At 63.6% G+C, this 18,934-nt stretch carries 17 protein-coding genes; 2 read left to right on the top strand and 15 right to left on the bottom strand.

Annotated features, from left to right (window positions below; all coding sequences use genetic code 11):
• Positions 1–178: 178 nt before the first annotated feature.
• From A9Z00_RS04855 to A9Z00_RS04825, 7 genes are all read right to left on the bottom strand, one after another.
• On the bottom strand, positions 179–1,267 hold the full coding sequence (locus tag A9Z00_RS04855; RefSeq protein ID WP_296975047.1) for a glycosyltransferase: 1,089 nt from the start codon (positions 1,265–1,267) through the stop codon (positions 179–181).
• Positions 1,230–2,369 carry a glycosyltransferase gene (locus A9Z00_RS04850; RefSeq protein ID WP_296975046.1) on the bottom strand — a complete coding sequence of 380 codons (1,140 nt, stop codon included), beginning with the start codon at positions 2,367–2,369 and terminating at the stop codon, positions 1,230–1,232. Before A9Z00_RS04850 ends, A9Z00_RS04855 begins: the two co-directional genes overlap by 38 nt.
• A gap of 185 nt (positions 2,370–2,554) precedes the next feature.
• Complete coding sequence (locus A9Z00_RS04845; RefSeq protein WP_296975045.1) at positions 2,555–2,851, bottom strand: hypothetical protein; 297 nt, start codon at positions 2,849–2,851, stop codon at positions 2,555–2,557.
• 37 nt (positions 2,852–2,888) lie between these two features.
• Positions 2,889–3,629 carry an alpha-helical endospore appendage domain-containing protein gene (locus A9Z00_RS04840; protein ID WP_296975044.1) on the bottom strand — a complete coding sequence of 247 codons (741 nt, stop codon included), beginning with the start codon at positions 3,627–3,629 and terminating at the stop codon, positions 2,889–2,891.
• A gap of 216 nt (positions 3,630–3,845) precedes the next feature.
• Positions 3,846–5,639 (bottom strand): ABC transporter ATP-binding protein, encoded by a 1,794-nt coding sequence (locus tag A9Z00_RS04835; protein WP_296975043.1) that lies wholly within the window; start codon positions 5,637–5,639, stop codon positions 3,846–3,848.
• A 247-nt stretch (positions 5,640–5,886) separates the two neighbouring features.
• Entirely contained in the window at positions 5,887–7,749 is a 1,863-nt protein-coding gene (locus tag A9Z00_RS04830) for an ABC transporter ATP-binding protein (protein WP_296975042.1), read from the bottom strand.
• Between the two features lies 1 nt (position 7,750).
• Positions 7,751–8,203 (bottom strand): MarR family winged helix-turn-helix transcriptional regulator, encoded by a 453-nt coding sequence (locus A9Z00_RS04825; RefSeq protein ID WP_296975041.1) that lies wholly within the window; start codon positions 8,201–8,203, stop codon positions 7,751–7,753.
• A 496-nt stretch (positions 8,204–8,699) separates the two neighbouring features.
• Here A9Z00_RS04825 and A9Z00_RS04820 point away from each other — a divergent pair, with 496 nt between their 5' ends.
• Complete coding sequence (locus A9Z00_RS04820; RefSeq protein ID WP_296975040.1) at positions 8,700–9,362, top strand: hypothetical protein; 663 nt, start codon at positions 8,700–8,702, stop codon at positions 9,360–9,362.
• Between the two features lie 198 nt (positions 9,363–9,560).
• Positions 9,561–10,418 (top strand): phosphotransferase enzyme family protein, encoded by an 858-nt coding sequence (locus tag A9Z00_RS04815; RefSeq protein WP_296975039.1) that lies wholly within the window; start codon positions 9,561–9,563, stop codon positions 10,416–10,418.
• A gap of 54 nt (positions 10,419–10,472) precedes the next feature.
• Here the strand turns inward: A9Z00_RS04815 and A9Z00_RS04810 are convergent, their stop codons facing one another.
• The 8 genes from A9Z00_RS04810 to A9Z00_RS04775 form a co-directional block, all read right to left on the bottom strand.
• On the bottom strand, positions 10,473–11,027 hold the full coding sequence (locus tag A9Z00_RS04810; protein WP_296975038.1) for a M23 family metallopeptidase: 555 nt from the start codon (positions 11,025–11,027) through the stop codon (positions 10,473–10,475).
• An 89-nt stretch (positions 11,028–11,116) separates the two neighbouring features.
• Entirely contained in the window at positions 11,117–11,635 is a 519-nt protein-coding gene (locus A9Z00_RS04805; protein ID WP_296975037.1) for a hypothetical protein, read from the bottom strand.
• A 317-nt stretch (positions 11,636–11,952) separates the two neighbouring features.
• On the bottom strand, positions 11,953–12,705 hold the full coding sequence (locus A9Z00_RS04800; protein ID WP_296975036.1) for an iron ABC transporter ATP-binding protein: 753 nt from the start codon (positions 12,703–12,705) through the stop codon (positions 11,953–11,955).
• Positions 12,702–13,760, bottom strand: a complete 1,059-nt coding sequence (locus A9Z00_RS04795; protein WP_483316267.1) for an iron chelate uptake ABC transporter family permease subunit — start codon at positions 13,758–13,760, stop codon at positions 12,702–12,704. Before A9Z00_RS04795 ends, A9Z00_RS04800 begins: the two co-directional genes overlap by 4 nt.
• Positions 13,757–14,770 carry an ABC transporter permease gene (locus tag A9Z00_RS04790; protein ID WP_296975058.1) on the bottom strand — a complete coding sequence of 338 codons (1,014 nt, stop codon included), beginning with the start codon at positions 14,768–14,770 and terminating at the stop codon, positions 13,757–13,759. The genes A9Z00_RS04795 and A9Z00_RS04790 overlap by 4 nt, the downstream gene beginning before the upstream one ends.
• Positions 14,771–14,821: 51 nt before the next feature.
• Positions 14,822–15,907, bottom strand: coding sequence for a siderophore ABC transporter substrate-binding protein (locus A9Z00_RS04785; protein WP_296975034.1), 1,086 nt, complete (start codon positions 15,905–15,907; stop codon positions 14,822–14,824).
• Positions 15,908–16,246: 339 nt separating this feature from the next.
• Positions 16,247–18,568 carry an S-layer homology domain-containing protein gene (locus A9Z00_RS04780; protein WP_296975032.1) on the bottom strand — a complete coding sequence of 774 codons (2,322 nt, stop codon included), beginning with the start codon at positions 18,566–18,568 and terminating at the stop codon, positions 16,247–16,249.
• A gap of 139 nt (positions 18,569–18,707) precedes the next feature.
• On the bottom strand, positions 18,708–18,934 hold a 227-nt coding region (locus tag A9Z00_RS04775; protein WP_296975031.1), incomplete at its 5' end, for a hypothetical protein.

Here is an 18,934-nt window from a genome sequence, read left to right as displayed (position 1 = left end):
GAAATGCTCCCCTCAGAGCAGACACCCGAAACAACAAAGGGCTGCTTTGGGGGCTTTCTTGCTCCCGACGGCTTGGGAACGTTCGGAGAACATGCCGCATGAAAAACGGACTCCGCCTTTCACGGAGTCCGAACCGCGTGTTCTTCCGGTTGTCCGCTGTCTTCCCGCCAGGGTGCCTTCAACCCGGTCGTCCGTTCTTGCCGAGGACGCGTTCGTAAAATTTCCGGTTGTGCTGAACGCCCGGATGATCCGGCACATACGACGCGGCCTTCTCGTTGTGGAGCCAGCCCCACTCGTGCTTTCCCAGCCGGGAATAACACACCGCGAGCTGCAGGTGGGCCATCCAGGTCGTCATCGCCGCATTGCGCATGCCCATCGCGGACTCGGGAACGGGCAGCTGAAGGGCCATCTGGAACCAGAAGACCGCCTGGTCCACCCGATCGCGCCGGAGGAAGTATTCTCCCAGCAGGTAGCAGCACTCGCCGCGGGGGCGGTCGTAGAGGAAGCTGCGGCACAGCGCCTGATACTCCCGCTGCTCGTCACCCAGCTGCCGCCGGCACTCCGCCAGCTTCAGGCACGCCTGAATGTTGTCCTCCACCCAGCCTTGGCCCGTGTCGAGGAACCGCTCGTAATATTCGCACGCTTCCGCATACTGCCCGTGGTCCCTCAATTCGTTGGCAAAATAGTACAGATCCCGCGGCGAGAAGACCTCCCCCCTCGCCAGACGCGCGCGGTAAATGCGAAGATTCCGGTCCGTCCAGGGTTTCCGCTTGTCATGGGTGACGCAGACGTCGCTGTGGTAGACGGGCCCGCGAACCTCGAGGTATTCGTGCACCGCGCCGATCCAACGGAATCCGCAGGATCGCTTCACCAGCCGGTGGCGCCTGAGCGAGAAGGTCGGCTTGCCGGATTCGTCCCGTCCGAGAATGTACGGCATCGAGACGGCGTTGTACACGGGATCGAGCGTCCGCTTGAGTTCGCCCAGCCGCCTGCCGTCTTCGGGCAGCAGGAAATCGTCGGCATCCAGCCACAGGATGTAATCCATGGTCGCCTTGGAGAATGCAAAATTCCGCGCCGCCGCGAAATCGTCCGTCCATTCGAAATCATGCACCTTCGCGCCGTATTTCCGGGCGATCTCCTTCGTGCGGTCCGTCGATCCCGTATCGACGATGACGATTTCGTCCACATGGGGCGCGACGGAATCCAGGCACCGGCCGAGCACCTCCTCCTCATCCCTGACGATCATGCACAGGCTGATCGTGATCATTGCCGCACGCCTCCATTTCCCGTCGGGCTTCCGGAAAATCCGGACGCAGCGCAAGCGCCTTTCCGAACGCTTCCCTCGCCTCGCGCATCCTGCCGAGCCGCCGGAGGCAGCGTCCGATATAAAGCCAGGCCAGGAAGCTTCCCGCTCCGTGACACGTCAGATGCGCCGTTCCGCCGTCGCCCAGCCGCAGGCAGTGCCGGAACGCCGCCAGCGCTTCTTCCGTCCGGTCCAGATGAAGCAGAATGATGCCCTTGTACAGATGAAGGTCCACATAATCGGGGTACATCGCAAGCGCGGCGTCGATGCCGCGCGCCGCTTCCGCGCATCGGCCCGCTTCGATGAGCGCGGCGTATTTCAGGCGGTAGACAAGCGAAGGGGGCGGCTGCCGCCGCTCCAGGAAACGGACGATGGCGCGTCCGACGAAGGCGAGCGCCTCGTCGAACCGGCCCAGCCGGTAGAGCTCGCTTGCCGCGTGATGGTCCAGCCAGGGGTCGTAGTCCGGGTCGCGGCGCATGGACTCGAGGATGAGGCGCAGGTTGCGGGCGGTCTTGTTTTTTGCCTGGACGACCTCGTCCATGTAGCCGTAATGGTGGATGACGGCGGGAAGGTGGAGCACGGCGGACGGGGTCCGTTCCGGCACGTGGACCAGCTGCTCGTGGATGGCGCCGCGGAAGCGCAAATCGGGCGAATTCCTGAACAGCCGGTACTGCGCCCAGCGGTTGGACCGGGCCGGATCGGGCGGATCGCCGCCGTAATAGTTCACGACCACGAGCGACGCCAGCCATTTGTCCGTCCCAAGCACGTCCCTTATCGAACGGCGATTCGCGGGATCGAGCCGCTCGTCCGCATCCAGCCAGAGGATCCAGTCCCCGGACGCCCGGTCCAGGCTGAAATTCCGCGCCGCCGCAAAATCGTCGTTCCATGCGCACGCGTACACCCGGGCGCCGCACCGTTCGGCCAGATCCGGCGTCAAATCGCGCGACCCCGTGCCCACCACGATCATCTCGTCCACCACGCCCCGGACGCTCTCCAGGCAAGCGGTGATCCACCGCTCCTCATCGCGCACGATCATGCACAGCGACAAACGGGGCTTCCGGGTCACACCCGTTTCGACCTCCTTGTACCATGCGGCGTCCCCGGGAAAACTGCGCCGGGAGACGCCGCATTTCCGCGTTCAGGTCAGGGCGATGCCGATGCCTCCGCTGACGTAACCGGCGAGGGTGACCAAAATCGAAGAGGTCGCGGAGAACACCACGAGCAGCCGCGTCTGCGCGGCAACCGGTATGTTCAGGCCGGTGGCGTTGACGGATGCCGTACTCCCGATGTTGATAATGCCGGGCAAGAGTGGTGGGTGGACTCGTCGACGACGTACCGCATGTGCTCCGGGAACCGGTCGATTTTCACGTTCGGCTGCTCCTCCTGAAACCGCCGGAGAAGCGCCGAGGACGCTTCCAGTTCATTGTCATCGACAAAATGGTAGTGCACTTCGGCGCCCTCCGGCTTTCTCACGTGCTGCACCGTATGGAGGAACATCCGCAGGATTTCGGGTTTCTGCTGCACCGGGCTGGCAATGAGAATCTTCATGCGCATGTCCCCTTCCGATCCACGCGTCGGGTCCGGCTCATTTCACCCTGAGGATCGTGAGCGTCGCGCCAGCCCCGTCGAACAGATGGGTCTCGCGGCTGCGGCCGAACAATTTGACCGAGAGATGGCTCCCCGCCCCGAGCGGAACGATGACGGTGCTGGTGTAGCCTGCGGCGCCCGTTCCGGTCAGCATGGCGGGAGCGTAAATGACGTTGTTGATCGTCAGCGCAATGAAATCCGAGGCGGCCAGCTCGACGTTCACCGTCCAGGCGACGAGATAATGACCGGACACGGTGACGGTGAACACCGTGCTCGAGGCGTTCCGCATCACGCCGCTGAGCACCTGGTTGTCCGGGAAGCGCAGTGCCGTTCCGGTGGTTTCAATGGCCACGGTCTGGCCCGTCGTGCTGGCGGCAAACGCGTGCGCGGCGGTCCACGCGGGAGCCCGGCCCGGAGATGCCGCGGCGGGGGATTGGGCCGATCTCCGTCCCGAAGCGAGCAATCCGATGACCGACTCCAGCTTGTTCTGGAGGTGCATTTCGGTCTTGATGGCCGCATTCAGCGTCCGCACGAGCGACTCGTTCATCTCCAGCATCTGGTCGATCGTGGGAGGGACGGACCCCCTCCCCAGCGTGTACTGGATTTTCTCGCCTTCCGCGTTGAGGATATGGCTGAGTCCGAGCTCCTCCATGGCGATGGATGACAGCAGCAGATTGATCGCACTGTCGCGGTCAATCGAAATGACGGGCGTAATGTTGGGAAAATTCGGGGCCGACACGCCTGCTCCCCTCCCGCACGTTGTTCCGACTGCTATACTGTATTGTGCGATGCCGCGGCTTAGACTAGTGGCCGGCTCCGGCGCGGGGGCATGCAAAAGCGGCCGGCCGGGAAACCGTTTCCCGACCGGCCGCGTGCGATCATGCCGGATGTTGGGGGCATGGCTTGCGGAACGCCCCGTGATTTGCCGCCTTTGCCGCCTTCGTTGACGGCGGGCTTACGACACCTGCTCGAACTGGCTGCGATACAGTTCGGCGTAATGGCCGTTCTTCGCGAGCAGTTCGTGATGCGTGCCGCTTTCGACGATGTCGCCGTCCTTCATGAACAGGATCAGATCGGCGTTGCGGATCGTCGACAGCCGGTGGGCGATCACGAAGGACGTGCGCCCCGCCATCAGGTTATCCAGCGCCGCCTGGATCTGGGCCTCCGTGCGCGTGTCGACCGAGCTGGTCGCCTCGTCGAGGATGAGCATCGGCGCGTTCGCGACCATCGCGCGGGCGATCGTGATGAGCTGCTTCTGGCCGGCCGACAGGCTCACCCGGTCGTCCAGCACGGTGTCGTACCCGTTCGGCAGGCTGCGGATGAAATGGTGCAGCCCGACCGCCCGGCAGGCCGCCTCGACCTCCGCGTCGGTCACCCCCCGTTTCGCGTAGACGATGTTCTCGCGGATCGTCCCCTCGAACAGCCAGGTATCCTGCAGCACCATGCCGAACAGGCCGTGCACGTGCTCCCGGGTCATGTCCCGGATCGACACGCCGTCGATCAGGATGTCGCCGCCGTTCATCTCGTTGAACCGCATGAGCAGGTTGACGAGCGTCGTCTTGCCCGCGCCGGTCGGCCCGACGATCGCGACCTTCTGGCCGGCCTGCACGCGCGCCGAGAAATCCTTGATGACGAGCCGGTCCGTGCCCTCGTAGCCGAAGCGCACGTGGCGAAACTCCACGTCGCCCCGGACCCGGTCGAGCCGGGTGGTCTTGCCGCTCTCGTCCTCCATTTCCTCTTCGGCCAGAAACTCGAACACGCGCTCCGCCGCGGCGGCGGCCGCCTGCAGGCTCGAGCCGATCTGCGCGAACTGCTGCAGCGGATTCGTGAACAGCCGGATGTACACCATGAACGCAACGATCGTGCCGAAGGTCGTGAGGCCGTTCGTGGCAAGCAGCGCCCCGACGATGCAGACGACGACGTAGCCGAAGTTGCCGATGAAGCCCATGAGCGGCATCATCAGGCCGGACAGGAACTGCGATTTCCAGGCGCTTTCATAGAGCTGCCCGTTGATTTCGCCGAACCGCCGCCGCGCCTCGCGTTCGCCGCCATACGCCTTCACGATGGTGTGGCCGGTGAACATTTCTTCCACATACCCGTTCACCATACCGATATGCCGCTGCACGTCGGCGAAATGCCTCTGCGACAACCGCATGATGCGCGACATGAGGAAGAAACCGACGAACGTGGACAGGACGGCCGACAGCGCCATGATCCAGTTCGTCCAGAACATCATGACGAGCGCGCCGACGAAGCCGGTGGCCGCGTTGATGAACGAGCCGATGCTGTTGTTCATCATCTGGCCGATCAGATCGACGTCGTTCGTGACGCGGCTGAGGACGTCGCCGGTGGCGTTCCGGTTGAAATAGGCCATCGGGAGGCGGTTGATTTTGCGCGAGATGTCGCTTCTGAGCCGCCTCGTCACGCGCTGCGTCACCGTCGCCATGATGAAGCCCTGGATGTAGTTGAACAGCAGGGCCAGGACGTACAGCACCGCGAGGAAGGTGCCGACCCGGGTAACGGCGTCGATGTCGACGGCGGTCATCATGCCGGCCGCGATGATGTCGGTAATCTCGCTCAGCTTGTCGGGGCCGATGATGTTGAAGATGGCGCCGAAGAACCCGAGCGCGAGCGCGACGATGATCGCCGGCAGATGCGCGCCGATGTAGCCGATCAACCGGCGGATCGCGCCGCGGAAATCCTTCGGCTTCACGCCCGCGAACATGCCGCGCGGCCCGTGCGGGCCCATCGGCGGCCGAACGGGCGGTCTTCCGATCGGGCCATGCGGGCCTCCGGGCGGCGGTCCGGGCGGGAAGCCGCGCGGAGCAGATCCGGACGATGCGCCGCCCGCAGACGGTCCGGACGGGACGCCGTGCGGAGCCGGTCCGGATGACTTGCCGCCCGAAGACGGTCCGGACGACTCGCCGCGCGGAGACGGCGCGGATGGCGCCCCATGCGATCCGCCCGCTTGCAGACCGTCGCCTGCGATGCCGGATTCACGCCTGCCGTCCATAGGCCAACTCCTCCTCCGAAAGCTGCGATCGGGCGATCTCCCGGTAGACCGGGCAGCTCGCCATCAATTCGTCGTGCGTTCCCGTGCCGACGATCCGCCCTTCGTCGAGGACGATGATCCTGTCGGCGTGCCGGACTGTGGCGATGCGCTGCGCGACGATGAGCACGGTCGTCCCCTTCGTCTCCCGCGCGAGCGCGGCGCGCAGCTCGCGGTCCGTCCGGTAGTCGAGCGCGGAGAACGAATCGTCGAAGATCAGGATTTCGGGCCTGCGGCAGATCGCCCGCGCGATCGACAGCCGCTGCTTCTGCCCGCCGGACAGGTTCGCGCCGCCCTGCGCGATCCGGCCGTCGTACTGCCCCTCCATCCTCTCGACGAATTCCCGGGCCTGCGCGATTTCGACCGCCCGCTTCACGTCGGCCAGCTCTTCCCGTTCGGTCGCATCACCGCCGGCGTCTCCCGTTCCCGCTCCCGCGACGCCGGCCTTGTTCGCGCCGCCGCCCGGCTCATCGATTCCCGGGCCGCCCGCGCCCGTCCGGCCGTACGCCACGTTGGAGCCGACCGTGCCGCTGAACAGAAACGCCTGTTGCGGCGCGTAGCCGATGCGGCTGCGCAGCGCCTCGAGCGTGTACTCCTTCACGTTGCGGCCGTCCACGAGCACCTCGCCTTCGGTGGCGTCGTAGAACCGCGGAATCAGATTGACGAGCGTGGTCTTGCCGCTCCCCGTCGCCCCGATGAACGCGACCGTCTCCCCCTTGCGCGCGATGAAGCTGATGTCGCGAAGCGTATAGTCGGCGGCGCCGGGATATTTGAAACTGACGTTCCGGAACTCGACCTGCCCCTCCGCTCCGGGCCGGCCTTCCGTCTCGGCGCCGTCTTCGATGCTCGAACCGGTGTCCAGCACCTCCAGAATCCGCCGGGTGGCGACGGCCGCGCGCGGCATCATGACGAAGAACATGCTGAGCATCATGAAGGAAAAGATGACCTGCATCGCATAGGACGAGAACACGACCATGTCGGAGAACAGGAGGATCCGGTCCTCCAACCGGGCCGCCTGGATCACGTACGCGCCGATCCAGTAGATGGACAGCGACATGCCCGACATGATGAAGCCCATCCCCGGGAACATGACCGCGAGCGTCCGGCTCGTCGCCAGATGGACGTTCGTCAGATCCTCGTTCGCCTTCTCGAATTTTGCCGCCTGGTAGTCTTCCGCATTGTAGGCGCGCACGACGCGGATGCCGGTCAGGTGCTCGCGCGTCACACGGTTCAGGTTGTCGGTGAGGGCCTGGATTTTCCGGAAACGGGGCAGCGTGAACGCGGTGACGGCCGACAGCATGATGACCAGCACCAGCACCGCGACGCCGGTGGCCGCCGTCCACTCCCAGCTCTTGCCGGAGATCTTGACCACGGCCCACACGGCCATGATCGGCGCCCGCACCAGCACATGCAGCCCCATCGCGACCAACAGCTGCACCTGGTTGATGTCGTTCGTCGTCCGGGTGATGAGGCTCGCAATCGAAAATTTGTTGACCTCCGCCATGGAGAACGACATCGTCCTGTCGAACAGCGCGCTCCTCAGGCGCATGGAGAGGCCGGCGGCCACCCGCGCCGCGAAATAGCCGACCACCATCGCGCACGCCATGCTGCCGATCGCGCACAGCAGCATGTACGCGCCGTTCAGCACGATCTCGCCCATGCGGGAGCCTTCGGACTGGACGAGCACGGTCACCGTCGACATGTAGCCGGGCAGCTTCAGGTCGAGCCACACCGATGTCGCGATGAAGACGACGGCGGCCGCGAGATAGATCCATTCCTTCTTGCGCAGATATCCGAAAATCCTGAACATTTCATCCTCCACCGTCAAGTTGCCGGTTTCCATCTTCCTCGGGTTCCATCTCGTGAATGCGCTTGAGGATGCGGACGAATTCCTGCGCGTCGCGCTCCCCCAGCCTGCGAAGCAGCCGCTCCATGCCGCGCTTCGCCTTCTCATGCCGATCGAGCGCGAAGGAACGTCCCGCTTCGGTGACGTGCACCAGCACCCTCCGCCGGTCGGTCGCATCCCGCCTCCGCTCGATGAACCGCTTGCGCTCCAGGCTCTTCAGCGCGGAGGCCACGCGGCCGGTCGTGATCCGCAGCCACCGGCTGAGTTCGCCCGCCGAGACGCCGTCCCGGCGGTGCGTCAGAAACATCAGAATGCCCAGCTCGCCGCGGGTGATGCCCTCCGGCTCCTCGGGAAACGGCGGCCGCCGCGATCGGTGCATGCATTCGAACAAATCCTCGACCAGCCGGCGGTAATCCATGGGCGATCCTCCCGGACAACATTAGCTTACAGTAAAAGCTTTTAGTATAAGACATTCACATTCTACATCCGCCCGGATGTCCGGGTCAACCCGGTATTGGAGGGGGATGTACCGGGGCATGTAATGTAAAAATACACGAAAATTTGCCCGAAAACAGCGGACAGGCTGAATGAAATGCATTTTTGCATTACATTTGGTCGATTGCTTCGGAAACCGCAGACGCCCGAGACCGTCGATGCCGCGTTGTTCGATCCGGACGATCTGCCGGAGGACGTCCCCGCGCTCTGCCGTGACGATCGAGGATCTGAAGGCGTACCGGCGGACCGGGAAGGTCATCGTGAAATGAAACGTTCTCTCTCCGGCACGCCACCAGCGTTGTGCGAAATGTTCTTTTCCATCCAATCATGGCATGGAAATTCTTGACAAGAAAGACGGGATTGAATACGTTACACTTGAACCCCCCTTCATCGAACATCATGCATTCGGAGGAATCATCTTGAAAAGAATCGCTGTGCTGATTTTGCTGCTTGCCGCAACAGTCACGGCCGCCTGCTCCAAAACCGGCAACAACGAAATTTTGGGGGACGGGAATCCGCCTGAAAATCCGGACGGCGGCGGATGGGACGATGTCTATGAACAGCTGCCTGCCGATTACGAGACGCTGGCGTCGGAATTGTTCGCGAAGCTTTCGGGCACCTGGGTCGGCTTCGCGTTCGACAACCGCCAACGGATCGAAGTGACGATCCCTGAGCAAGATTTTTCCGGCAGGATAGCCGCATTGGGCGATATGGCGGGCGTGAATTTCATCCCCCGAATCGTCAACACGGACATAACGGTCACGGTGTCGCTGAAGCCTAACGGGAACATCCCCGCGGACGAATCGTTTGCCCCGATGGATGCCGTTTTGGAAATCAAGGCTATTCCGCGACTCTACCGAAAGCCCGGTGATGACGATTATACGGTTCGGGTTGTCACGATCTCGGCTGAAAAGAATTGGATCAAAAAAGACAAGAGCGTCGATCGCGATCCTTTCCCGTTTGACGATCTCGATCACTTCTCGTTTGAGTTTGAAGTCAAGGCCGGTCAACCCGAAGGTCCGGGGGAAGGGATCCTTTATCCCTGGAATGAAGCGCTGACCGGCATGACGAAAGTGGCGTAATCCGAACCGGAACGGCAAAGGCATCCGCCTCCACCATCCGATATCCGTCGGGTACGACAAACGGCGGTTGCGCTGCGGTCATTCGTCTGCATGCGCAGCGGGATCCTCTGCGTATTGCCGGATCAAACCAAATCGGGTATGGTATGATCATCCTACCATCCGCCAACGGCGCAGATCATCGTTTCAGGGAGCGGATAAATGTTGCATGCACATCGCCGAAGAAGCCCTGACGCAATATCCCGTGGCAGCCTCGAAGCGTACTGGACCGCGCCGGACGCAATCCGCTCCGAGCTGATCTGGCTGGAGGCGCTGAGCCGGGAATCGGACCTGACCGTTCCCGAACCCGTCCGGAACCGCCGGGGAGAGCTCGTAACCTTCGCGGGCGGCGCCGCCTGCACGCTGCTGACCTGGGTGGACGGGGAACAGCGTGAGCGCATCGCGACCCCCGAAGAAGCCGAAGCCGTCGGCGCCATGATCGGCAGGCTGCACCGGCATTCGGCGGGCCGGACGGCCCCGGAGGGGTTCACGCGTCCCGCGTACGACGATTCCCGCATCCTGGAGACGCTAACCAGGCTGGACGAACTCGCCCGGGCAGGCCGGCTCCCCGCGGAGGAGACGGCCCTGCTCCGGCGCGCGGGTCTCCGGGCGGTCCGCCGGGTGAACGCGCTGGACCGTTCGCCGGAAAACGGGGGGCTGATCCATGGCGATCTGAACCCCGGGAACATCGTGTTTCACGGCGCGGAGGCAAGGCCGATCGATTTCGGCGCGTGCGGATTCGGACATTATCTGTACGATTTCGGCTGGGCGCTGAGCCACATCCCCCCTTCGCTCAGGGAGCATGTGATCCGGGCCTACGCCGGGCACCGGGCGCTGCCGGACGACCATGTCGAGCTGCTGGAACATTTCTTCTTCGCTTCGCAGCTCGACACGATGAGCTTCTGGCTGGGCCTGGCGGATTGGGAAGAATGGCTGCCCGATTCCATCCGCAGGCTGGCCGCGCGGGAAGCGGGCACGTATCTTCGCGGGGAGCCGTTCCTGTTCGACGGTACGGCATAGAAATGCGGCGCACAGCCGCGCCATGATCCCGCCACGGCCTTTTCCTCCGTCATTTTAAGGATTCTCCCAGCGGAACGGCGTCGTGTCGAAGAAGAGATCGGGATTCGCCGGCGTGTTGTGCACCCAGAACGTGAAATGCAGGTGCGGACCCGTGGAGAAACCGGTGGAGCCGACGAGACCGATGACGTCCCCTTTCTTCACGGTATCCCCGGCGCTCACATGCAGCTCCGACAGGTGCGCGTACTGCGAAAACAGCCCCATCCCGTGGTCGATGTAGATCGTCAGCCCCGTCAGGTACAGCTCCTCCGCCAGCACGACGACGCCGTCGTTCGTCGCCGCGATCGGCGTCCCCTCGGGAGCCGCGAGATCGATCGCGTTGTGCGTGCTGCTCAACTTCCCGTTGATGTACCGCGTATAGCCGTAGGGCGTCGACAGCCGGCCTTCGATCGGCTTGAGGAACGGCGAATCGAACAGGAACGTCTCCGCGGAGCGGGACCGCGCCTCGTTCACCTTCTTCTGGTCGGCTTCGATCCGCTCCGTGTTGCGGCGCATGGCTTCCATTTCTTCCGATACGGTCAGGTGTTGCGTGCTGAACGTTTTCGCCTTCACCTCAAGCCGCGCGCCGCCGACCGTGTAGGTGCCCGGCTTCGTCGACCGCGGAACCGGCAGATAGGTGAAATGGCCGGTCTTGTACGGCTTCAGCTCATACCGGCTCCGGACGTCACCCCGACTCCGGCTTCCGCTCCGCCCGGCGCTTCCGCATCCGCGTCGCCGGCTCCGGAGGCCGTTCGCCCCTCCGTCAGGGCGGACGCAAGCCCGTCGCCCTCCGGCATCGTCCAGTCCGGACCCGCCTCGCGCCAGGTCAGCCCGCCGTCTTCGGTCACCATGACGGTTCCGTCGTCAAAGATGTACCATCCCGCATCCAGGTCCGCCATGCGGAAATCGACGATCGTCCGCTTCGCGGGCCCCGGCCCCGTCTCCGCCTGTCCGTCCGGCGGCGCGACGTCCCCGCGTCCGGCCGTCTGCGCAACATCCGCAGGCAGCCCGCCCGCGGCTTGCCGCGCGCCGTCCCGTGCCGTCCCGAACAGCCCGTCCGCCACCAGCCAGACGAACGCCGCGGCCGGCAGCGCGAACAAAACAAGCCACGCCGCGAACCTTCCGCGCCTCCGCCTTCTCCGTCTGGCCGCGCGGCGGGGCGTCCGATAACCGGCTTCCACGTGCCGCACCTCCCCCGTCCGAATCTCCCAGACCGCTTTTCTTTTTCCATTGTACCATCGGGACGGCGGATCAGACAGGAGGCGTTCAGGCAGCAAAATGGACACACGGTTCGCCCCCGGCAAGACGGCTTTTCCCGTCCCATATGAAACAATCCCCTTCGCTCCTGTTGAGCGAAGGGGACAAGGTCAAAACGAGGCCCCGCTGATCGAAGGGGATGGGATCGAAATGCTCCCGAACAAGCGTCCCGGATGTCCGGGGCTTCGTCCCGACATCCCGCCATCCTCCGGGAGCGGCGAAACGGAATGGAACGTTCCCGCTAATAGACCGCCAGCTTGCCGTACGGTCCGTCGATGATCTCGATCCTCGTCTCGAAGATGTCCGTGAGCAGATCCGGCCGCATGATCTCGTCCACCGTGCCGAAAGCGGCGATCTGCCCGTTCTTCATCGCGCAGATCCGGTCGGAATACCGCGCCGCGAAGTTGATGTCGTGCAGCACGACCACGATGGTCCGGCCGAGCTCGTCCGCCGCCCGGCGCAGGTGCTCCATCATCTGCACGGCCCGCGCGATGTCGAGGTTGTTCAGCGGCTCGTCGAGCAGCACGTACTCCGTCTCCTGGCACAGCACCATCGCGACGTAGGCCCGCTGCCGCTGCCCGCCCGACAGTTCGTCCAGGAACCGGTGCTCGAGGTCGGTCAGCCCGAAGAAGTCGATGTACTTCGAGATGATCGCCTCGTCCTCCTTCGTGAGCCTGCCCTTCGAATACGGGAACCGGCCGAAGCCGACGAGCTGCCGCACCGTCAGCCGCGTGATGAAATGGTTCTCCTGCCGGAGGATCGTCAGAATCTTCGCGATGTCGTTCGATTTCGAGCGCGCGATGTCCATGTTCGCGACCCGGATCCGGCCCTCGTCCATTTTCAGCAGCCGGCCGATCATGAGCAGCATCGTCGACTTGCCCGCTCCGTTCGGGCCGATCAGCGAGGTGATGCCCGCCTTCGGGATTTCGATGTTCAGCGGGCCGATCCGGACTTCGCCGCCGTAGGTTTTCCGGACATTCTGAAGGGTGATCATAGCGATCGCTTCCTTAGCAATACGGTCAGAAACGCGATGCCGCCGAACAGCTCGATGAGCACGGAGACGACGGTCTGCGCGTGGAACACGTGGTACAGCAGGAAATAGGCGGACGTCAGGACGCCGAACCCGATCGCGAACGCCATCGGCAGCACGTACCGGTGGTCATGGGTCGGCGCCGCCTGGTAGCTCAGCATGGCCACGAGGAAGCCGAAGAACGTCATCGGGCCGATCAGCGCCGTCGTCGTCGCCATCAGGACGGCAATCAGCACGAGGAACAGGATGACGTGCGCCTGGTAGTGCACGCCGAACGCGGTCGCCGCGTCCCTGCCGAGCGAGAGGACGTTCAGCCGCCGCGAGAGGAGGAACATCGCCAGCGCCGTCGCGAGCACGAGCGGAATCACGATCGGAAAATATGCCGCATCCGCGTTGTTGACCGAGCCGATCAGCCGCGCCTGCAGCAGGTCGAACTCGGACGGCGATAGCACCCGCCGCATGAAGCCCGACACTGAGTTGAGACCGGCACCGATGATGATGCCGACGAGCAGCATCAGGTGCAGGTTGCCGTACCTGCCCGACAGCAGCCAGCCGAACAGGATCAGGCTCAGGCCGATCATCAGCGCGACCTGCAGGAAGAACGCGCCCGTGCCGGTGAACCGGACGAGTGTCGTCGCGCCGAAGAAGAACAGCACGCTCGTCTGGATGAACGAATAGAGCGATTCGTACCCCAGGAGCGACGGCGTGATGATCCGGTTGCCCGTCACCGACTGGAACGCGACCGTCGCGAAGCTGTGGCAGAGCGCCGCGATGAACATCGCGGTGACGGAGGTGAGCCGCCGCTTCACGACCGGAATGAACGACGGCGAATCGACCGGCACCGGTTGGTTGTACAGGATGAGGCCGAGGACGGCCGCAACCCCCGCGCCCAGGAACAGGCAGAGCAGCAGCCAATAGCGCCTCGCGTCCCGCCGCGTGCGGAACGCGCCGGTCCTCCGCACGCGCATTCCGGTTTCCGCGCCGCATCCCGCGGCATATCCGACATCCAGCGCGCTCATCGCACCCTCCCGCTCCTTCGCTGCCGCAGCAAAATCAGGATGAAGACGGCCGCGCCGAGCGTGCCGAGGATGAGCGACACCGGCACCTCGAAGGGCATGATCACGACGCGGGCGACGATGTCGCACAGCGTGATCGTCCCCATCCCCGTCAGGCACACCCAGGGCAGATTGCTCCGCAGATCGTCGCCCCGGATCATCGAAACGATGTTCGGGACGATGAGCCCGAGGAACGGAATGTTCCCGATGACGGCGGCGACGACGCCGACACAGACGGCGACCAGGGCGTTGGCCAGCAGGATGAGCCGGTGGTAATGGAGCCCCAGCGCCGTCGCCACGTCTTCGCCGAGCCCAGCGATCGTCAGCCGGTTCGCGTACAGGAAGGTGATCAGGGTGACCGCCACGATGATCCACAGATGTTCGTATCGTCCGGCCTGGACGGGCGCGAACGAGCCGATGAACCAGTTCTCGATCACTTGGGACATGTTGAACCGGAGCGTCATGAATGTGGAAAAAGCCGAGACGACCGCGCCCAGCATCATCCCCGTGATCGGCACGATGAGCGACGAGCGCAGGCGGACATGCCGCAGAAACAGGAAGAAGATCATCGTGCCGACGAACGAGAACACGATGGCGCCGGTCATGCGCATGACGAGCGTCGGGCCCGGAACCAGCAGGTATGCCGCGAGCAGCCCGAGGCCGGCCCATTCGGTCGTGCCGGTCGTGGTCGGTTCGACCATCTTGTTCCGGGTTACGAGATGCATGATGAGCCCCGTCATCGCCATCGCGGCTCCGGTCAGCATCAGGGCGATCGTGCGCGGCACCCGCGTGATGAAGAACATGTCCCGGCCGTCCTCCCGCCCCCAGATGTCGTATACGCCGGTGAACAGCGAGACGGCCCCGAGGGCGATCACGGCGAAGACGGCAAGGACGAACGGGACGGTGATGAGTCGGTTGCGCTCGGGGCGCGGTTCGGCAAGCGGAGGCGGAGACCCAATCTCCGCCTCATGCATCGCATGCGTGGACACGGCGGCGTACTCCTCCGGTGGACTTCGGGATGCGCGTCAGGACGACTTGCTCATCCATTCAGCGATCGCTTCGAAAATTTCGATGTACGTCTGGATCGATTCGTTCGTATACGTGTCGGCCGGCGCGATGTAGATTTGCCCCTTCGATAGGGCGGTCGTATTTTGCAGGGCCGGTGCATTCACGATGACGTCCTGCGCCGGCGTGCTCTCTCCCTCGCTCGAAATCGCCGCGTCGCGGTCGAGCACCATCAACCAGTCGGGGTTGCTCTGCGCGATCGCTTCAACCGAGACTTCGTCGCCCTGGTGATCGGATGTCGCGTTCTCGATTTCGAGCGCCGGCACCCAGCCGAAGATGTCGAACAGCGGACCCCAGACGCGGCCGTTGTGCGGCGCCGAGTAACCGATGTTGCCGCCGGACACGATGACGCCCATCACCCTGTCCGTGCCGTTGTAGGCGGCCTTCGCTTTTTCCAGCGCCTGGTCGAACTCGGCGATCAGCGCCTTCGCTTCCTCTTCCTTGCCGAAGATTTGACCGAGCAGCGTCGTGATGTCCTTGAAGCCGTTTACGAGCTGTTCGCCCGCGGTGCCGTCGGTTGCGGACACGTTCATGTCGATGTTGATGACCGCCGCATCCGGGACCAGCGCCTTGATGTCTTCATAGAAGCCGGAGAAGCGTTGGCCCACGATGACCAGATCCGGATTGACCGCCGCGATCACTTCCAGGTTCGGCTCCCGGTGGTTGCCGATGTCCCGCACCGAGTCGTCGGTCTTGTAGCCGATGCCCGCCGGCATGACGGCCTTCGGAGCCGCCGCGAGCTTGATGCCCCACGCCTCGAGCGTCTCGAACGTCCGGCTGTCGAGCGCGACGACGGTCTGCGGGTTGACCGGAATCGTGACCGTATTGCCGCTCGCGTCCGTGTATTCGATCGTCGCCGGCTTTCCGGAATCCGCCTGACCGGCCGTCTGCCCGGCCGCCTGTTCGGATGCGGACGGTTCGGCGGACGCGCTTCCGCCTGCGGCGCCGGTGGCGTTGTTGGAGCCGGCGCTGTTATCCGCACGGCCGCATGCCGCAAGGGCCAGAACCCATACAGCCATGAACAGGAGGGTAACGTAGCGTCTCATTGTGTTTCTCTCCCCTTGTGTCATTCTAATTGATAATGAATATCATTCGCACATTGACGATTATAGCAACGTCTGCCTGAAAATGCAACATGAAAATTTGCGGCAAACAAATGCCCGCCGTTGCGGATGCAGGTTCCGCTGCTTTCCATGCGAAACCATGAAAAAAGCAGGCTGTCCCGTTGGACAACCTGCCCGCTCCCTTGCCTGCAACGGTTGTGCCGCCTCCGCGACGGCGATGCATGCCGGAAGGATCCATCGGAGTACCGGGCCAAAAAAAAGGACGGGAGCGCCTGCTCCCGTCCTGCGCGCCACCGCATCCCGCGCGATGGCGGTCCCGGATTACCGGATTTGCTCGCCGCCGCCCGCCCGGATCGTGTAATGGTGATCCCGGGACGCTTCCTCTATTTCCCGGAAGGCCCAATGGTTCGCCGGCACATCCGGCCAGCTCGGTTGCGACACCCCGTACAGCGGACCGCGTCCGAACATCCGGTTGATCACCTTGACCGCTTCCGCACGGGTCAACGCCTTGTTCGGCCTGAACGTTCCGTCCCCGTAACCGTCGAGGATGCCGGCCGCGGCCGCCGCCTCGATGGAGGCTGCTGCCCAGTGGCTCGGCTGCACGTCGGCAAAACGGGGTTTCGCGCCGGCCGTCGCGCGGAGATTCTGGTAGCGCACGGCAATGACCGCCATCTCCGCCCGCGTGACCGGATCGTTCGGCCGGAAGTTGCCTTTCCCGTCGCCGCCCATCAGACCGAGACGTTTCACGTTCTCGATCGCGGCCGCCGCCCAGTGCGTCGCCTTGACGTCCTTGAAGGAGCTTGGGCCGCTGCCTCCGGCAAAGCCCAGGTTGCGCGTCAGCAGCACGGCCAGTTCGGCCCGCGTAATCCCCTGATTCGGCCGGAAGGTGCCGTCGCTGAAGCCTCTGATGTAAGCCGAATGGAACCGCACCGGCTCTTCTTCGGGCTCCCGTCCGTCATCGGACGTGTCCGGCGGCTCTTGCGAAGTCTCGTCGGGTTCGGGCGACGGAATCACGGGAACAAACGGTACGACGATGCTCCTCGGATTGACCGTCACTTTCGCGATCGCCTTTTCGACGATGCCCTCGACGGTGCCTTCCACCGTGAACGTGCCCGGATTCGCATATTGGTCCGGATCAATCGCATCCCAGGTGACCGCCTGCTCTACCTGTTCGATGCCCGTCGCGTTGCGGTTGATGCTCACCTTCACTTTGTCGGGCAGCACCGGCGCCGTTCCCGCGGTCGTGCTGACCTGCACTTCCTCGACGCCCCGCACCTTGCTCTGCGCGAACATCCAGTCGATGAGCATGCCGCGCTCCTCGTCCACGTACTCGTTGTAGACCGGGAGCCAGACGGCATGGCCGTCGAACACGAAGCCGTCATACGGCGGGTTGTTCAACCGGTTCTCCGGCAGGATGCTCAGCTTCGAGTCGTGCCAGTACGGGCTGTAGGTGTTGTAGCGTTCGACGACCGATTCGTACAGGAAGTCATCATCGTCCACGAACACCCACAGCGGCAGATACGCGACCGCCTGTGCGGTGGCCTCGTCCGGACCCCACGCGGGGCACAGCGGGGCGGCCGCAGCCGGCAGATCCGGGAACTGCTGCAGGAATGTCCAGGTGGACCATCCGCCCATCGAGAAGCCGGTGACGTAGATCCGGTTCGGATCGACCTTGCCCTCTTCGATCCACTTGTCGATGACCGCCTTCACCTTGTGCATATCTTCGGGCGTCGTCGCGTTCCGCGGCGCCAGCACGTGGGTCGGATATTTCGCCTGGTTCTCCGGATTCGCCCATACGGTGCCGCCGTTGCTGAACCGGATCGGCGTGTAGATGTCGTTGCCCTGTCCGCCGCCGTGGAAGAACACGACCAGCGGCAGCGGCCCTTCGGCTGCCTCGCTCAGGAAGTAGCTGTAGTCGAGCCCTTCATGATTCGCGTATTGGAATTTGTCCAGCACCGGACTGACGACGCCCGTCTGCACGAAGCCGTCCGGCACGAGAACGGTGCCGTCCGTGAACCGGATGCCGGGGCCCTTGTACGTGATCGTGTACTGCGAATCGAACGTGTAGCCTTCGTCGTTCGTGGCGCCGCCGTCTCCCCATCCCACATCCGGGAAGTCGATGACGATGTACCGTCCGGTTTCGGCCGGCGATCCGACATCGTTCACCCGGCTCACATAGACGTCGATGATTTTACGCGGACCATCATAGGCGACATAGCTCGGGTCGACGATCCGGGTCTGCCGCACATGCGCTTCGAAGTCCTCTTTGGACAGCGAGGAACCGTCCACTTCCTTGCCGGCGTCGATGATCACGGCATCCGTCCGCTCGTGAAACGCGAAGTTCTCGTTCCTCAGAATGAAGGGCAGGTATACGGCCTCCGTCACGGTTAGCGCTTTCAATTCTTGCCCGGAATCCGGCACGATCCCGACCTCCGGTTCCGGCGCGGCTTCCGGCGACGGATCCGGCGTCCACTCCGCCCCTGGTTCCGGTTCGAGCGCCTGTCCCGGTTCCGTATCCGGCAACGATTCCGCTCTCCATCCGGACACGGTGTCCGGCGAACCTTCAGCTGCGAAGGCGCCGGGCAGGTAAATCGTGAGCAGGAGAAAAGCCGAAAATGCCGCAATCAGCCTCTTCATCGCCATGTCCGTTTCACACTCCTTTCACTTGAACGTTTTAGCCGTTTCTCGGAGTTCAACGAAATGCCGACTTCCCCGACACCTCCGTTTGGGATAATACGTTTCAGCACGGATCAGTCTAGCAAAGACGAATTGGAACATACTGTCACTTTCTGAATGTCGTCCCAAACTTTTTTGCGAGCAGGCTCGACACCCTCACGGGTTCCGGTGCAAAAAAACGGGCCCTTGCAACAGCAAGAGCCCGACAGACTGAAGACAAACTCCCATGTTTCAGGTGGAACGTGGGAGTTTGTTTTATGGTGTTGGCCAAAATCACCAGCAAAAAGCCAACTTGCTTTAGATGGGGACCTGACTTCCAAAGCCAGGTCGCCA

Source organism: Thermobacillus sp. ZCTH02-B1, assembly GCF_002159085.1.
Taxonomy (GTDB): Bacteria; Bacillota; Bacilli; order Paenibacillales; family Paenibacillaceae; genus Thermobacillus.
The sequence above is the reverse complement of the archived record's forward strand: the minus strand, read 5'-3'. Positions and strand labels throughout refer to the sequence as shown.

Excerpts from the sequence above, each read along its gene's own strand:
- A9Z00_RS04855 (WP_296975047.1), bottom strand. The coding sequence starts at position 1,267 with ATGATCACGATCAGCCTGTGCATGATCGTCAGGGATGAGGAGGAGGTG.
- A9Z00_RS04845 (WP_296975045.1), bottom strand. The coding sequence starts at position 2,851 with ATGAAGATTCTCATTGCCAGCCCGGTGCAGCAGAAACCCGAAATCCTG.
- A9Z00_RS04835 (WP_296975043.1), bottom strand. The coding sequence starts at position 5,639 with ATGGGCCCGCACGGGCCGCGCGGCATGTTCGCGGGCGTGAAGCCGAAG.
- A9Z00_RS04830 (WP_296975042.1), bottom strand. The coding sequence starts at position 7,749 with ATGTTCAGGATTTTCGGATATCTGCGCAAGAAGGAATGGATCTATCTC.
- A9Z00_RS04825 (WP_296975041.1), bottom strand. The coding sequence starts at position 8,203 with ATGGATTACCGCCGGCTGGTCGAGGATTTGTTCGAATGCATGCACCGA.
- A9Z00_RS04815 (WP_296975039.1), top strand. The coding sequence starts at position 9,561 with ATGTTGCATGCACATCGCCGAAGAAGCCCTGACGCAATATCCCGTGGC.
- A9Z00_RS04800 (WP_296975036.1), bottom strand. The coding sequence starts at position 12,705 with ATGATCACCCTTCAGAATGTCCGGAAAACCTACGGCGGCGAAGTCCGG.
- A9Z00_RS04795 (WP_483316267.1), bottom strand. The coding sequence starts at position 13,760 with ATGAGCGCGCTGGATGTCGGATATGCCGCGGGATGCGGCGCGGAAACC.
- A9Z00_RS04790 (WP_296975058.1), bottom strand. The coding sequence starts at position 14,770 with ATGCATGAGGCGGAGATTGGGTCTCCGCCTCCGCTTGCCGAACCGCGC.
- A9Z00_RS04785 (WP_296975034.1), bottom strand. The coding sequence starts at position 15,907 with ATGAGACGCTACGTTACCCTCCTGTTCATGGCTGTATGGGTTCTGGCC.
- A9Z00_RS04780 (WP_296975032.1), bottom strand. The coding sequence starts at position 18,568 with ATGGCGATGAAGAGGCTGATTGCGGCATTTTCGGCTTTTCTCCTGCTC.